General features: G+C 68.1%; 13 protein-coding genes. 6 read left to right on the forward strand and 7 right to left on the reverse strand.

Annotated elements, in window-relative coordinates:
• Window positions 1-6: 6 nt before the first annotated feature.
• The 3 genes from DIE06_RS30265 to DIE06_RS30275 form a co-directional block, all read right to left on the reverse strand.
• On the reverse strand, window positions 7-207 hold the full coding sequence (locus DIE06_RS30265) for a hypothetical protein (RefSeq protein ID WP_124664600.1): 201 nt from the start codon (window positions 205-207) through the stop codon (window positions 7-9).
• Between the two features lie 745 nt (window positions 208-952).
• Window positions 953-2329: an ATP-binding protein gene (locus DIE06_RS30270; protein ID WP_124664564.1), complete on the reverse strand. Its 1377-nt coding sequence runs from the start codon at window positions 2327-2329 to the stop codon at window positions 953-955.
• Window positions 2326-2988 (reverse strand): response regulator, encoded by a 663-nt coding sequence (locus DIE06_RS30275; protein ID WP_124664565.1) that lies wholly within the window; start codon window positions 2986-2988, stop codon window positions 2326-2328. Before DIE06_RS30275 ends, DIE06_RS30270 begins: the two co-directional genes overlap by 4 nt.
• A gap of 227 nt (window positions 2989-3215) precedes the next feature.
• On the opposite strand from DIE06_RS30275, the gene DIE06_RS30280 reads away from it, so the two are divergent.
• The 5 genes from DIE06_RS30280 to DIE06_RS30300 all read left to right on the forward strand — a co-directional run bounded on the left by DIE06_RS30280 (window position 3216) and on the right by DIE06_RS30300 (window position 7389).
• Window positions 3216-3569 (forward strand): NirD/YgiW/YdeI family stress tolerance protein, encoded by a 354-nt coding sequence (locus tag DIE06_RS30280; protein WP_124664566.1) that lies wholly within the window; start codon window positions 3216-3218, stop codon window positions 3567-3569.
• 55 nt (window positions 3570-3624) lie between these two features.
• Complete coding sequence (locus tag DIE06_RS30285) at window positions 3625-4485, forward strand: MurR/RpiR family transcriptional regulator (protein WP_124664567.1); 861 nt, start codon at window positions 3625-3627, stop codon at window positions 4483-4485.
• A 122-nt stretch (window positions 4486-4607) separates the two neighbouring features.
• Entirely contained in the window at window positions 4608-5468 is an 861-nt protein-coding gene (locus DIE06_RS30290; protein WP_124664568.1) for an oxaloacetate decarboxylase, read from the forward strand.
• Window positions 5469-5802: 334 nt separating this feature from the next.
• Complete coding sequence (locus DIE06_RS30295) at window positions 5803-6069, forward strand: YodC family protein (protein ID WP_124664569.1); 267 nt, start codon at window positions 5803-5805, stop codon at window positions 6067-6069.
• Window positions 6070-6222: 153 nt separating this feature from the next.
• Complete coding sequence (locus tag DIE06_RS30300; protein ID WP_124664570.1) at window positions 6223-7389, forward strand: cytochrome P450; 1167 nt, start codon at window positions 6223-6225, stop codon at window positions 7387-7389.
• Window positions 7390-7407: 18 nt separating this feature from the next.
• Here the strand turns inward: DIE06_RS30300 and DIE06_RS30305 are convergent, their stop codons facing one another.
• Together DIE06_RS30305 and DIE06_RS30310 are read right to left on the reverse strand one after the other, a co-directional pair.
• Window positions 7408-7734 (reverse strand): superinfection immunity protein, encoded by a 327-nt coding sequence (locus DIE06_RS30305; protein WP_124664571.1) that lies wholly within the window; start codon window positions 7732-7734, stop codon window positions 7408-7410.
• A gap of 90 nt (window positions 7735-7824) precedes the next feature.
• The gene (locus DIE06_RS30310; protein WP_124664572.1) at window positions 7825-8244 is read right to left on the reverse strand and encodes a rhodanese-like domain-containing protein; all 420 of its coding nucleotides are present in this window, start codon (window positions 8242-8244) and stop codon (window positions 7825-7827) included.
• Window positions 8245-8355: 111 nt separating this feature from the next.
• On the opposite strand from DIE06_RS30310, the gene ftrA reads away from it, so the two are divergent.
• A complete protein-coding gene (gene ftrA / locus DIE06_RS30315; RefSeq protein ID WP_124664573.1) occupies window positions 8356-9330 on the forward strand; it encodes a transcriptional regulator FtrA in 975 nt (324 codons plus the stop codon).
• A gap of 229 nt (window positions 9331-9559) precedes the next feature.
• Here ftrA and DIE06_RS30320 read toward each other — a convergent pair whose 3' ends face one another.
• The gene (locus tag DIE06_RS30320) at window positions 9560-11899 is read right to left on the reverse strand and encodes an Orn/Lys/Arg decarboxylase N-terminal domain-containing protein (protein ID WP_124664574.1); all 2340 of its coding nucleotides are present in this window, start codon (window positions 11897-11899) and stop codon (window positions 9560-9562) included.
• A gap of 3 nt (window positions 11900-11902) precedes the next feature.
• Window positions 11903-13435, reverse strand: a complete 1533-nt coding sequence (adiC, locus tag DIE06_RS30325) for an arginine/agmatine antiporter (protein WP_124664575.1) — start codon at window positions 13433-13435, stop codon at window positions 11903-11905.
• Between the last annotated feature and the right edge of the window lie 126 nt (window positions 13436-13561).

Here is a 13561-nt window from a genome sequence, read left to right on the forward strand (position 1 = left end):
CGATGATCAGCCCTGCCGATCGTCGACCGCGGGCCAGCGCGCGAACGCGAACACCCACAACATGATGAAGTTCAGGACCGGGACGAACATCGTCAGGATCCACCAGCCTGAATGTCCGGTACGCCGAACGATGCGGACATACGGATAGACGACGATCGCGACGAGTACGAGCGAGACGATCAACTGCCCTGCGGTGAAGTGTTCCATGGTCTTCCTCGGAATTGATGTGTCGTTGTCCGATGCGGGCGGAACGGCCGGCCCGCGGTGCCGCTGCGTGAAGTCTCGTGACGCGCGGCTCGTGTGATCGTGACGCGTGGCGTGTGCGGGCGTCAAGCGGCGGGCAGGGTGCTGCTGTTGCGTCGGATCGTCAGTCTGCGCGCGAGGGCGGACCGCGTGCTGCCGCAACTGTGACGTGGCGCATGAATCACTGGCCGATCAACGGGTTAGTCGACGCATGCGCAGGATATCCACAAGCTTGCCAACAAAATCTGTGGGTAAGTGGTGCGATGACGCGCATCGCACCGCAGTGGGGCATCGACGTGGCATCGTGACGCGAAGTGCGGCGAACCGGCGCGTGTGACACCACGGCGCGCGCCGCGTCTGCATCACGCGTGCCAAAGTCCTTTTGATCAAGGGCTTAGCGTTGCGGTGCGCAGGATATCCACAAGCTTGCCAACATTTTCTGTGGAGAAGTCCGCGCGGCGATCGCGCGGCGCGGCACATCGTGCAAACCGTGCGCCGCGCCGGAGGCTGGAGAGTAGCGTCGGCTCGAGAAGGGGGAAGGATCGGTACGCGATGTCGCGTCGAGACGTGCGCTTCTTCGGCGCGGGTTGGCGCATTCGCTGCGCACGATCGCCAAACCCTTTCAGATCAATGGCTTGCTGCCGTTAGCGGCGGGTTGTCCACAAGCTTGCCAACACAATCTGTGGAAAAGCCGACCATCGGGCATGTGTCAGGCCGGCACCGGGAAGCGCACCGTCACGGTCAGCCCGCGCCCGCCTTGCGTCGTGCCGAGCGCGACCGTCGCACGGTGCTGTTCGGCGATCCGCTTGACGATCGACAGCCCGAGCCCGCTGCCCGACGACGTGACGGCCTGCGCACCTTCGCCGCGATAGAAGCGCTCCCATACGTCCGTGCGCTCGGCTTCCGGAATGCCGGGGCCGTCGTCGGCGACTTCGAGCACGGGCGTCGCGCCGTCGAGGCGTGCGGATACGTCGACGCGCGCGCCGTCGCCCGCGTAGCGGATCGCATTGTCGACGAGGTTGTTCAGCAGCACGCGCAACGTGTCCAGGTTGCCGGCGGCCATCACCGGCGACGACACGATCGCGCCGAGATCGACGCGGTGCGCATCCGCGACGCGCGTGCGGTCGGCGACCACCGAGCGGCACAGTGCGGCGAGATCGACGGGCGCGGAGGCCGAGGCGGACGCCTGCGCGTCGGGTTCGAGGCGCGCGAGCGTCAGCAGCTGTTCGGCGAGGTGGCCGAGGCGTGTCGTGCCGGCATGGATCTGCGCGAGGATCCGCTCGCGTTCGTCGGACGTCGACGCGCGCCGCAGCAATTGCGACTGGATCGACAGCCCCATGATCGGCGTGCGCAACTCGTGCGCGGCATCGGCGATGAAGTGCCGCTGCAGCGTGAACGAACGGTCGAGCCGCTCGAGCAGGTCGTTGATCGCTTCGGCGAGTGGGCGGACCTCGTTCGGCATCGATGCGACGTCGACCGGCTCGAGATTGTTCGCATTCCTGCGTTTCAGTCCGGATGCGATCGTGCGCAGCGGCCGCAGCCCTGCGCCGATGCCGAACCACAGCCCGATCGCGAGCACCGGCAGCATCGAGAACACCGGCCACAGCAGGTGCACCGCGATGCCCGCGATCGCTTCCCAGCGCGCATGGCGCGCCTGCGCGAGCCGGATCGTCGTGCCGCCGCGTTCCGTCACATAGGTGCGCCACGGCTGGCCATCGACGTCGACGCTCGCGATGCCGGTCCGGGTTGGCGGCGGCAGCGACGATTCGCGATCGGTCGAATACACCAGCGTGCCGTTGCGCCAGACCTGCAGTAGCACGGCGTCGGGATCGCTGGCCTCGAAGTCGTGCTTGCCGTCGTCATGGTTGCGGAACGACAGCTCGCCGTTCGGGCCGACGACGATCTGCTTCGACATGCTGCGCATCTGGTCGTCGAGGAGATCGTCGAGCTCGCGCAGCGCGCCCCAGTAGGTGCCCGCGCTCGCGACCAGCCCGATCACGCAGGCGGCGGGCAGCAGCCACATCAGAAGGCGCCGCCGCAGCGATGCGCTGCGCCAGCGCGCGATCGCGTGTTGCAGGCTCGTCATGCGCCGTCACCGATCCGATAGCCGACGCCGCGCACCGTACGGATCAAGTCGTGACCGAGCTTCTTGCGCAGGTTGTGGATATGCACCTGCACCGCGTTGCTTTCGATTTCCTCGCCCCAGCTGTACAGCCGTTCCTCGAACTGTTCGCGCGAGATCACCGCGCCGGGGTCGCGCATCAGTTCGTGCAGCAGCACGAATTCCTTCGGCGACAGCGTGACTTCGTCGTCGTTGAGCCAGACCAGGTGCTTGACCGGATCGAGCCGTAGCGGGCCGATCGCGAGCGTCGTTTGGGCGCGCCCCGCGTGGCGGCGGTTGACCGCCCGAATGCGGGCGAGCAGTTCCTCGAGCACGAACGGCTTGACGAGGTAGTCGTCGGCGCCGCTGTCGAGGCCGGCGATGCGGTCCGGCACGCCGTCGCGCGCGGTGATGATGATCGCGGGCAGGGTTTCGTCGCGGCGGCGCAGCGACGCGAGCACCGACAGGCCGTCGCGGTTCGGCAGCCCGAGGTCGAGCAGCAGCAGGCCGTAGCCGGTCGAGCGCAGCGCGAGCGACGCGGCGTCGCCGTCCTTCACCCAGTCGACCGCGAAGCCTTCCTGTTTGAGGCCCTGTTCGAGCCCGCTGCCGATCAGCGGATCGTCCTCGACGAGCAGTACGCGCATGGATTCGTGTCTGTTGGCGGGCACAAGCGCCCGGGGTTCCCATGATAAGCGCAGGTGTCTTAGGCCGAGCTTAAAGACCGGCGGCTGGCCGCGCTTTCGTACTCGTCCAATGCGGCGTCGTGTCGCTTTGGCGAACCTTCAGGTTTGCTTAATCTTACGGCCCGTAATCTTGGATCGTCGCGCTCAACCGGAGCACGGCGCACCACCGAAGAAGAGGAAACGAGATCATGAAAAGACTGGCCAGCATCCTGACTATCGCACTTGCCACGCTGTCTGTCGCCGCTCACGCGGAATACACGGGGCCGTCCACGCTCACCACGACGACCGTGAAGGAATTGCTCGCGAACGGCAAGGACGACCAGCACGTGCAGTTGCAGGGGCGCATCGTCAAGCACGTCGGCGGCGAGGATTACGAGTTCGCCGATGCGACGGGCACGATCCGCGTCGAGATCGACAAGAAGCTGTGGGCCGCGGGCCAGCCCGTCAGCGAGCAGAGCGAGGTGAAGCTGACCGGCGAGTTCGAGCGCAAGTGGTCGGGCAAGACGAAGGTCGACATCGACCGGGTCGAAGTGCTGCACTGACCGGTGCGGGCGGGGCCGGTGATACCATGGACGACCGGTTCCCGTTCTCACCAAGATGGCTGCCAATTTCGATGAACTCGCGTCCCGGATCCGGGCGCAATTTTCCGAACTGAGCCCGCAATTCCAGGCGGGCGCTGCATTTCTGCTCGATCATCCCGACGAGGTCGCCACCTCGTCGATGCGCAAGGTCGCGCAGCGCGCGCAGGTTCAACCCGCGTCGCTCGTGCGGCTCGCGCAACAATTCGGTTTCCCCGGCTGGAACGAGTTGCGCGACCTGTGCGTCGCGCGCGTGCGCACGCGTCCCGAGCCGCTCACGCAGCGTGCGCGTTCGCTCGTGAAGCCCGACGCGAAGGCGTCGCTCGCGCACGACCTGCTCGCCGCCCAGCAGCACAATCTCGCCGCCACCGCCGCGCAGAACGAGCACGCGCTCGCGGACGCCGCGAAGCTGATCCGCAAGGCGTCGCACGTGCACGTCGCGGGATTCCGGTCATGCTATCCGGTCGCGTTCGGATTCGTGTACGGCTACCGGCTGTTCCGGCCGACCGTGTCGTTGCTCAACGGCGTCGCCGGCTCGCTCGAGATGGAGTTGCGCACGATCGCGAAGCAGAGCGTGACCGTGGTCGTCAGCTTCGCGCCGTACTCGGCGGAAGCGACGCGCGTCGCGCAGGCGGCGAAGGCGCAGGGCAGCAAGATCGTCGCGATCACCGACAGCGCGGTGTCGCCGATCGCGCTGCATGCGGACGCGCAGCTGATCTTCACGCACGACAGCCCGTCGTTCTTTCCGTCGCTGGTCGCCGCACATGCGATGGCCGAGACGCTGGTCGCGCAGTTGCTGGCGCTTGAAGGCAGCGATGCGATCGCGGCGCTCGAGCGCGCGGAGGCGGAACTGCATGCGAAGGGCGCGTATGTCGTGTAGTCGCGCATCGCGCTGAGCGTGCGGGGCCCGGGCGTCCATCCACATCGACATTTCACCGCGGCCTGAACCGTCGCGGTGCCGCGCGCGCGTATGCTGACGTCTCCCGTTCCGAGGAGACACCGATGTCCGATTCCAGCGTGCAGTTCCGTCAAGCCGAGGCCTTCCGCGCGCTGCACACGCGTGCCGGCGCCTTCATCATCCCGAACCCGTGGGATGCCGGTTCCGCCCGGCTGCTCGCGATGGCCGGCTTCGACGCGCTCGCCACCACGAGCGCCGGTTTCGCCTTTTCGAGAGGGCGGCCCGACAACGCGATCGGCCGTGACGAGATACTCGGCCACATCGCCGAGATCGTTGCCGCGGGCGGCCTGCCGGTCAGCGCCGATCTCGAGAACGGCTTCGGCGATGCGCCCGACACGGTCGCCGAGACGATCCGCCTGGCGGCCGGCGCCGGCGCGGTGGGCGGCTCGATCGAGGATGCGACCGGCCGTGCCGACGCGCCGATCTATCCGCACGACGCGGCGGTCGAGCGCATCGCGGCAGCGGTCGACGCGGCGCGCGCGCTGCCGTTTCCGTTCACGCTGACCGCGCGCTGCGAAAACTATCTCCACGGCCGACACGACCTCGCCGACACGATCGCGCGGCTGGTCGCGTATCGCGACGTGGGCGCCGACGTGCTGTACGCACCGGGCGTGACGGATCCCGACGACATCGCGGCGCTCACGCGCGCGGTCGGCGCGCCGGTCAACGTCGTGATGGGGCTGCAGGGCGGGTTGCTGAGCCTCGAGGCGCTCGCCGGGCTCGGCGTGAAGCGCGTCAGCGTCGGCGGCGCGCTGGCGCGGGCCGCACTCGGCGCGTTCCTGCGCGCCGCGACGGAAATGGCGCGCGACGGCACGTTCACGTTCGCGCAGGCGGCGGTGCCGGGGCGCGACCTCAATCGCTGGTTTTCGGCGCCGGACAATTTGCCGGTCCGGTTTGAACAATGAGCGCCGGTAAAACGTGGGAACGTTTCCAGCCGAACACCGATTGACGGTAATCAATCGGAACCGCTGCCGATTTAAAGTTCGATGACGGCGCGAAATACATCGTTTATTCTCCGCATTCCTGCCGTTCGGCCGGAACCGGCGCGCAAGCCACGCCGGTTCTGGCGACAGCCGCCCGACAAGCGAACCGATGCCGCGTATTGTTGCGATATTCCGACCGATGTTTTTAGGGTATTCGGGAGTTGCCGGTTATTTTTGGGATTGGTAATCTGCGGCAGATCCGAATGTCCGGCCAGCGGGCCGCCGGAAAATGAATATATAAAAAATCGAGAGAGCGATGACAATCCGAGAAAATCCCCACGGCGACTTTCGCGTCGGCGATGTCGTGACGCTGAAAACCGGCGGGCCGCGCATGACCGTCACCTACGCCGGGCCGGTCGTGTTCGACGATGCCGACTGGCTGATCTGCCAGTGGTTCGACGACGGCGGCCATTTCCGGCAGGAAATGTTCCATCACGAAACGGTGGTGCCCGAGCCGCGTGCGATTTCCGCCGGGCGCGTCCGCGTGCGCATGCAGGCGCACCGCTACCGGTCGGCAGCCTGACACCGCATCCGTGACGGCGCGGCGCCGCTCGCCGCCCGTGCGTTGCTGTGTTGCTGCGTTGCAGCAGCCTGCAATGGCGGCACCGCCGCGACATCCGCGACATTTCACGTCAACCTGAAACATGCGGCGGCTCGGCGCGCCGATACTGCGCTCATGAACCCGACCAATCCGATTGCCGCGGTCACGCACCGCGATCCCTACCCGTATTACGCAACGCTCGTCGACGGGCCGCCGCTCGCGTTCGACGCCTCGCTCGGCCTGTGGGTCGCGAGCCGGGCGGCGAGCGTGGCAGCCGTGCTGGGCCACCCGGCGTGCCGCGTCAGGCCGCTCGATGCGCCGGTACCGCCCGCGTTGCGCGGCACGACGGCGGGCGCGCTGTTCGGCGAACTGGTGCGCATGAACGACGGCACCCTGCGGCACGACGTGCCGAAGCAGGCGCTGCGCGCGGCGTTCGCGCCGCTCGACGCGGATGCGTTGCGCGAGCGGGCTGCCCGACTTGCCGGCAGCCGGCTGCGCGCGCCGCATGACGCCGATGCGTTGAACGCGTGGTGCCTGACGGTGCCCGTTTGCGCGGTCGCCGATCTGCTCGGCTTCGACGACGCGCAGCTCGACGATATCGCCGCACTGGTCGTCGACTTCGTCGCCGCGCTGTCGCCGCTGTCGGACGACGCGGCGCTGGCCCGCGCGAGCGAAGCCGCGCGGCAACTGCTCGACCGGATGACGGAACGTATCGCGCTCGCGCGTGCGCAGGACGGCTCGCTGGTCGCGACGATTCAGCAGGCGGCCGGTGCGGCGGGCTGGCACGCGAGCGGCGCGCTGGTCGCGAATCTCATCGGGTTGCTGTCGCAGACGTGCGAGGCGACGGCCGCGTGGCTCGGCAACGTGCTGGTCGCGTGGGACGGCATGGACGACGAACGCGCGATGGCGGATCCCGCCGCCGTCGATGCATTCGTCGCCGAGGTCGGCCGATTCGATTCCCCCGTGCAGAACACGCGCCGCTTCGTCGCGTCGCACACGACGATCGAAGGCGTGAGCGTCGATGCCGGTGCGGCCATCCTGGTCGTGCTCGCGGCGGCGAACCGCGATCCGGCCGTGTATCGCGAGCCGCATCGCTTGCTGCCGGGCCGCGCGCCGCGGCCGAACTTCGGATTCGGCACGGGGCCGCACGGCTGCCCGGGCGAGCGGATCGCGCGGGCGGTGACGGCGGGGGCGTTCGGGGCGTGGTTGCGCGCAGGCGGCGACGCGCCGCGCGACAGGCTGGTGTGGGACTACCGGGCCTCGACCAACGTCAGGATGCCGAAGTTCGGCGTGGCGAGGTAAGCGGAGCCGCGTGACCGCCTAGCGGCAACCTTGCTTCTCGGCCCATTGCTCCTGGGCGGCGACGCGGCGCTGCACGCGCTCGACGAGACCGGCGGAGAAGGTCCGCATGCTGATGCCGCGGCGCTTCGCGAGGATGGTTTGCGCGACGTCGGTTTGCGGGTTCGGCTGGCATGCCCAGTACAGCGTCATCAGCCAGCCGATGCCCGTCCACGCGAACAGGGCATTGAACATCGCGATCGTCAGCTTGTCGTGCCGGCCGCGCCGGTCGGCGACGACGGCCGGAAGAAAATAGAGCGCGATCGCTGCGACCGAACCGGCCATCTGAATCAGGACTGCGTGTTCCATGTTGCTGCTCCGTCCGAACTGCAATGAGGCCGATTGTCGCGCTTTTTCCGTTCGCGTGCTGGCAATTGATTGTTGCGTTTTTAATGACGATCAGCGCGCGGCGACGTCCTCCGGCTGCACTTCGTTGCTCAACGTGAAACCTTCGTCGAGCCAGCCGGTGATGCCCCCGATCATCAGCTTCACCGGGCGGCCGAGGCGCGCGAACCGGATCGCCGCGCGCGCGGCGCCGTTGCAGTGCGGGCCCGCGCAGTAGACGACGAACAGCGTGTCGGCCGGATGGTCGGCGAGCTTGCCGGCGACGATCTTGCGGTGCGGCAGGTTGCGCGCGCCGGGCACGTGGCCGGCGGCAAATTGTGCCGGACTCCGGACGTCGAGCAGCACGAAATCGGGCGCGCCGGACGCAAGGGCGTCGTGCACGTCCCAGCAATCGGTCTCGAAGCGCAGCGATGCTTCGAAGTGCGCGAGGGCGGTGGCGCTGTCGGCGGCGGGGACGTCGGTGACATATGACATGAAAGGCGCTCCTGAAGGACGGCGCGGAATGCGCCGGAATGAAGGGCAGTATCGCGGTTCGGCAGCCATCGCGGCAGTGGCGTGATCGACAAGTTCCGGTAACATCGCGCCATGCACAATCATCTCGTCGTCGCGCTCGCCTACGATCGCCTCTGCACCTTCGAATTCGGCTGCGTGGTCGAACTGTTCGCGCTCGAACGCCCGGAACTCGGCGTCGACTGGTATCGCTTCGCGGTCTGCGCGAGCGAGCCGGGGCCCGTGCGCGCGGCGGGCGGCATCACGGTTGCCGCGCCGTACCGGCTCGCGATGCTCGATCGCGCGGACACCGTCGTGATTCCCGGCTGGCGCGATCCGGACGAACCGCCGCCGGAGCCGTTGCTGAAGAAGCTGCGTGCCGCGCATCGGCGCGGCGCGCGGCTCTGTTCGATCTGCTCGGGCGTGTTCGTGCTCGCGGCGGCCGGCGTGCTCGACGGGCTCACCGTGACGACGCACTGGCGCTACGCCGAGCGCCTGCAGGCGCGCTATCCGGCGCTGCGCGTGAATCCCGATGCGCTCTACGTCGACGAAGGGCAGATCGTCACGTCGGCCGGCTCGGCAGCGGGGCTCGACATGCTGCTGCATCTCGTGCGCCGCGATCATGGCGGCGCGATCGCGAACCGCGTCGCGCAGCGCCTCGTGCTGCCGCCGCATCGCGACGGCGGCCAGGCGCAGTTCGTACCGCGCCCGGTGGCGCCGGGCGGCAGCGACCGGCTCGCGAAGCTGATCGACTGGATGCGCGCGCATGCGGCCGAGCCGCACACGCTCGCGTCGCTGGCCACGCAGGCCGCGATGAGCACGCGCACGCTGCAGCGGCAGTTCGCGGATGCGACGGGGATGTCGCCGCTCGCATGGCTGATCCGCGAGCGCGTGAACGTCGCGAAGGACATGCTCGAAGCGCATCCCGGGCTGTCGCTCGCGCAGATTGCCGCGCGCGCGGGGTTCGGTTCCGAGGAGTCGCTGCGCCGGCATTTCCGGCGCGTCGCGGCGACGAGCCCTGCCGCATACCGGCGCGGGATGGATCGCGGCGTCCGGTCGTCGGACGCGTGAGCGGCGCGTCTTCTCCTGCAGCAGCGTTGCCCGGCGTCGTTCGTTTTTGCCCGACTTCAGGCACGCGGCCGCGATCGCGCCGTGGTACGGCGAACTGAAGGGCAAGCTCGACGAAGAAGGCGAAGCGCTGCTTGCCGCGTGGGTCGGCCGGTTACCGGCATGACCGGCGGGGCGTTACGCGTCGCGACGCCGGCCGCCTCCTGCCGGCGCGGCGCCGCAATGCGCATGCTCAGCGCGTGTTGGTATCGCGCGTCGTTTCCTTGATGCACGCGATCCGGTACACGCCGTCCTCGACTTCGACGCCATGCGTGTCGTGCGTGAAGCCGGGGAAGCGCAGGTCGAACTGCTCGAGCGCCTTCAGGTAGCCGAGCAGCGGGCCGTCGGCCGGCCCCGCGTTCTCGCCGGGCATCAGCAGCGGAATGCCCGGCGGGTAGGGCACGACGCCCGTCGCGACGGTGCGGCCTTCCATCTCCGACAGCGCCAGCATCTCGATGTCGTTGTGCACGAGATGCTCGTACGCCTCGGCCGGGCTGAAGTCGGGCTGCGGCAGCGTCGAGAAGCCGCGCGACATCATCTCGGTCGTCTTCAGGTCGCTCATCGCGCTGAACATCAGGTCGCACAGGTCACGCAGGCCGAACTTGCCGTAGCGGTCCGGATAGCGCGCGACGAGCTCCGGCAGCGCCTGCTCGAGCGGCACGTTCGCGTCGTAGTCGCGCTTGAAGTCGAGCAGCGTGTTGACGAGCGTGCCCCACTTGCCCTTGGTCACGCCGAGCGAGAACAGGAACAGGATCGTGAAGTCGGTCGTCTTCTCGACGACGATCCCGTGCCGGTCCAGGTACGCGGTGACGACCGATGCCGGAATGCCGACCGGCATCAGGCCGCCGTGCGGCGCGACGCCCGGCGTCACGATCGACACCTTGATCGGATCGAGCATGCAGTAGTCGTCCTCGATCTCGCCGAAGCCGTGCCAGGTCTCGCCGGGATGCAGCACCCAGCATGACGGATCGGTGGCGAGCAGCGTCTCGTCCGCCTCATGGAAGCGCATGCGCCGGCCGGTCTTGCGATCGACGACGGTGTCAGGCTGCCAGCCGTTGAAGAACCAGTCGTTGTTTTCCTCGCATTCCGCATGCAGCCGCGCGAGCATCCGGCGGAACGAGACGGCCTCGCGGATCGCGTCGGTCGTCAGCGCCTCGCCGCCGGGGCCGTCCATCATCGCGGCGCTCACGTCGTTCGACGCGATGATCGCGTAGTTCGGCGACGTCGACGCATGCATCATGTACGCCTCGTTGAAGCGCGCATGCTCGATCGGGTTGCGGCCGTCGCGGACATGGATGAACGACGCCTGCGACAGCGCGGCGAGCAGCTTGTGCGTCGACTGCGTCGCGAACACGGTCGGCTTGCTCGCGTCGTGCCGCGACGGATCGCCGTGCATCGCGTGACGGTCTCGGTAGATCGGGTTGAACCGCGCATAGCCGTACCACGCTTCGTCGAAATGCAATCGATCGACGCTCTGGCCGAGCAGTTCCTCGACGCGCGCGACGTTGTAGCAGAGGCCGTCGTACGTCGAGTTCGTGATCAGCGCATGCACGGGCGTCGGATCGATGCCGTCGTGGCCGCGCACCAGCGGGTTCGCGTCGATCGCGAGGCGCACGGCGGCGGCCGTGAGCCGTTCCGGCATGATCGGCCCGATGATCCCGTAATGGTTGCGCGACGGGATCAGGTAGGTCGGAATCGCGCCGGACATCGTCATCGCATGCTCGGCCGACTTGTGGCAGTTGCGGTCGCACAGCGCGACCTGGTTGCGCGTGACGCTCGCCATCAGGATCACGCGGTTCGACATCGACGAGCCGTTCGTCACGTGATACGTGCGGTGCGCGCCGAACACGCGCGCCGCATAGCGCTCGCTTTCACCGATCGGGCCCGAGTGGTCGAGCAGCGAGCCGAGTTCCCCGACCGAGATCGACAGGTCCGAGCGGAACAGCGCTTCGCCGAAGAATTCGAAGTACGCGCGGCCGACCGGCGATTTCAGGAACGCGGTGCCGCCCGTGTGGCCCGGCGTGTGCCACGAGTATTCGTACACGCGCGAGAACTGCGCGAGCGCGCGGAACATCGGCGGCAGCACGGTCTCGCGGTAGCGTTCGATCGCGGCGACGATCCGCCCGCCGATGAACGCGGTGGTGTCCTCCAGCATCCAGATGAAGTCGTCGGCCTTGCGCATCGCGTCGACGGGAATCGCGGCCGCGCTCGCGCGGCTCGCAAGCAGGAACACCGGCACCGTCGCATTGCGCGCGCGCATCGCGTCGAGCACGGCCTGCGCGGGCGCATGGCCGGGATCGTTGCCGAGCTCCCAGTTGAGCAGCAGGCACTGGATCGCGGGATCGGCGTCGACCACCGCGCGTGCGTCTTCGGCGGACGTCGCGATCACGACGTCGACGAGCCGCGTGCGCAATTCTTCGACGAGCGCGGTGGCCGCGCGCCCGGTGGCCGTGCGTTCGTCGATGTCGTGCTGCACGAGCAGCGCCTTCATGCCGAGGCGACGGAATGCCGGTTGGGTCAAGGAAGCGGTCATGGGTTATTCCCCCGTTGGTTGAGTTGCCGGGATGCCTGCGGCGACGGCCGGCGAGCGTGCGTGAAGGCGGTCGGCCCTGTGCTGGCCGACGGAGATCCAGAAGGTCGCGACGAGCGCGACGATGGTGACGCCGAGCGCGAGGTAGCGCACCCAGCGCGGCGAGCGGCCGCCCGGATGGACGTGGGTTTCCTCGATTTCGCGCTGGCGGTTGATCGACAGCTCGTAGAACACGATCGTCGCGATCACGAAGATCAACGACCAGCGCGTCTGCTGGCCGTCGGAGCCGACCATCGCCCACAGCGCGTAGACGGCGCCGATCAGGCCGACGATCGTGTAGAAGGTGAACTGGTGCGACGGCATCTTGCCGTAGCCGAGCACCTTGATCGCGATGCACGAGTAGATGTACGGCAGGAGCGTCATGATCACGGCGATCGATGCGATCTTGCCGAACTGCTCGCTCGCGCTCGGCGACATCGTCGCGAGCACCTGCACCGACATGATGACCGCGACGATCGCGAGGCCGGCCGACGGCACGTTCTTCGAGTTGACGCGTGCGAACACGCCGGCGAACAGGCCGTCGTCGGCCGCGGCCTTCGCGGTCTGGCCGACCAGCAGCGTCCAGCCCGCGAGCGAGCCGAGGCAGCCGAGCGCCGCGCAGATCGCGACCGCGTTCGCGGCGGTGTCGCCGAGCGCGAGGCGCGCCGCATCCGCGAACGGCGCGCTCGACGCGAGCAGTGCCTTGTTCGGGATCATCCCCATGATCACGGTCGAGCTGAGCACGTAGCAGACTGCCGCGAGCACGACGCCGCCGACGGTCGCGATCGGCACGTTGCGCGACGGGTTCTCGACGACGCCGGCCGACACCGACGCGCTCTCGACGCCGATGAACGCCCACAGCGTGAAGTTCAGCGTCGCGCCGATCGCGCTGAAGCTGCTCGCGCCCGACACGTTCCAGCCGGCGAAGTACACGTCCTTGCTGAACCAGAACCAGCCGAACACGGCCATCCCGAGAATCGGCACGAGCGCGAAGATCGTCGTGACCGACTGCACGCGGCCGACCACGTTCGGCCCCAGGATGTTCGCGTAGGTGAACAGCCAGATCACGAAGATCTGCGCGAGCGCGAACACGAGCGGGTCGCGCAGCATCGGGAAGAAGTGCGTGAGATAGCCGAGGCCGGCGACCGCGAGGCCGACGTTGCCGAGCACGTTCGCGAGCCAGTAGATCAGGTTGGTCTGATAGCCCATGTACGGGCCGAACGACTTGCGTGCATACGCGTACGGGCCGCCGGCGGCCGGGTCGATCGCCGCGAGCTTCGCGAACACCAGCGCGAGCGACACGGCGCCGACGACGGTGATCAGCCAGCCGAAGATCGCGATGCCGCCGGTGGCGGCGAGGTTCGCGGGCAGCATGAAGACGCCGGAGCCCATCATGTTGCCCGCGACCATCAGCGTGGCGGGGACGACGCCGATTTTCGGCGCGGAAGTCGCGGCTGGCGCGGCGGCGGAACGAGAGGAGGACGAGCTGGCATCGGACATGCGAGGCTCCTTGAATGGACGTGATGCGGTTGAGGTGGCGCGGCCCGGCGCCGGTCGACGATTCCGGAATGGATTGCCGTTTTATTAACGACGTCATGGTATATCGTTAATCGGGTTGGGTAATGG

It is taken from the genome of Burkholderia sp. Bp8998 (genome assembly GCF_003854235.1).
Taxonomy (GTDB): domain Bacteria; phylum Pseudomonadota; class Gammaproteobacteria; order Burkholderiales; family Burkholderiaceae; genus Burkholderia.

Bases quoted from the DNA above. Each gene is read 5' to 3' on its own strand.
- DIE06_RS30265 (WP_124664600.1), bottom strand. From the start codon at position 207: ATGGAACACTTCACCGCAGGGCAGTTGATCGTCTCGCTCGTACTCGTC.
- DIE06_RS30270 (WP_124664564.1), bottom strand. From the start codon at position 2,329: ATGACGAGCCTGCAACACGCGATCGCGCGCTGGCGCAGCGCATCGCTG.
- DIE06_RS30275 (WP_124664565.1), bottom strand. From the start codon at position 2,988: ATGCGCGTACTGCTCGTCGAGGACGATCCGCTGATCGGCAGCGGGCTC.
- DIE06_RS30280 (WP_124664566.1), top strand. From the start codon at position 3,216: ATGAAAAGACTGGCCAGCATCCTGACTATCGCACTTGCCACGCTGTCT.
- DIE06_RS30285 (WP_124664567.1), top strand. From the start codon at position 3,625: ATGGCTGCCAATTTCGATGAACTCGCGTCCCGGATCCGGGCGCAATTT.
- DIE06_RS30290 (WP_124664568.1), top strand. From the start codon at position 4,608: ATGTCCGATTCCAGCGTGCAGTTCCGTCAAGCCGAGGCCTTCCGCGCG.
- DIE06_RS30295 (WP_124664569.1), top strand. From the start codon at position 5,803: ATGACAATCCGAGAAAATCCCCACGGCGACTTTCGCGTCGGCGATGTC.
- DIE06_RS30300 (WP_124664570.1), top strand. From the start codon at position 6,223: ATGAACCCGACCAATCCGATTGCCGCGGTCACGCACCGCGATCCCTAC.
- DIE06_RS30305 (WP_124664571.1), bottom strand. From the start codon at position 7,734: ATGGAACACGCAGTCCTGATTCAGATGGCCGGTTCGGTCGCAGCGATC.
- DIE06_RS30310 (WP_124664572.1), bottom strand. From the start codon at position 8,244: ATGTCATATGTCACCGACGTCCCCGCCGCCGACAGCGCCACCGCCCTC.
- ftrA (WP_124664573.1), top strand. From the start codon at position 8,356: ATGCACAATCATCTCGTCGTCGCGCTCGCCTACGATCGCCTCTGCACC.
- DIE06_RS30320 (WP_124664574.1), bottom strand. From the start codon at position 11,899: ATGACCGCTTCCTTGACCCAACCGGCATTCCGTCGCCTCGGCATGAAG.
- adiC (WP_124664575.1), bottom strand. From the start codon at position 13,435: ATGTCCGATGCCAGCTCGTCCTCCTCTCGTTCCGCCGCCGCGCCAGCC.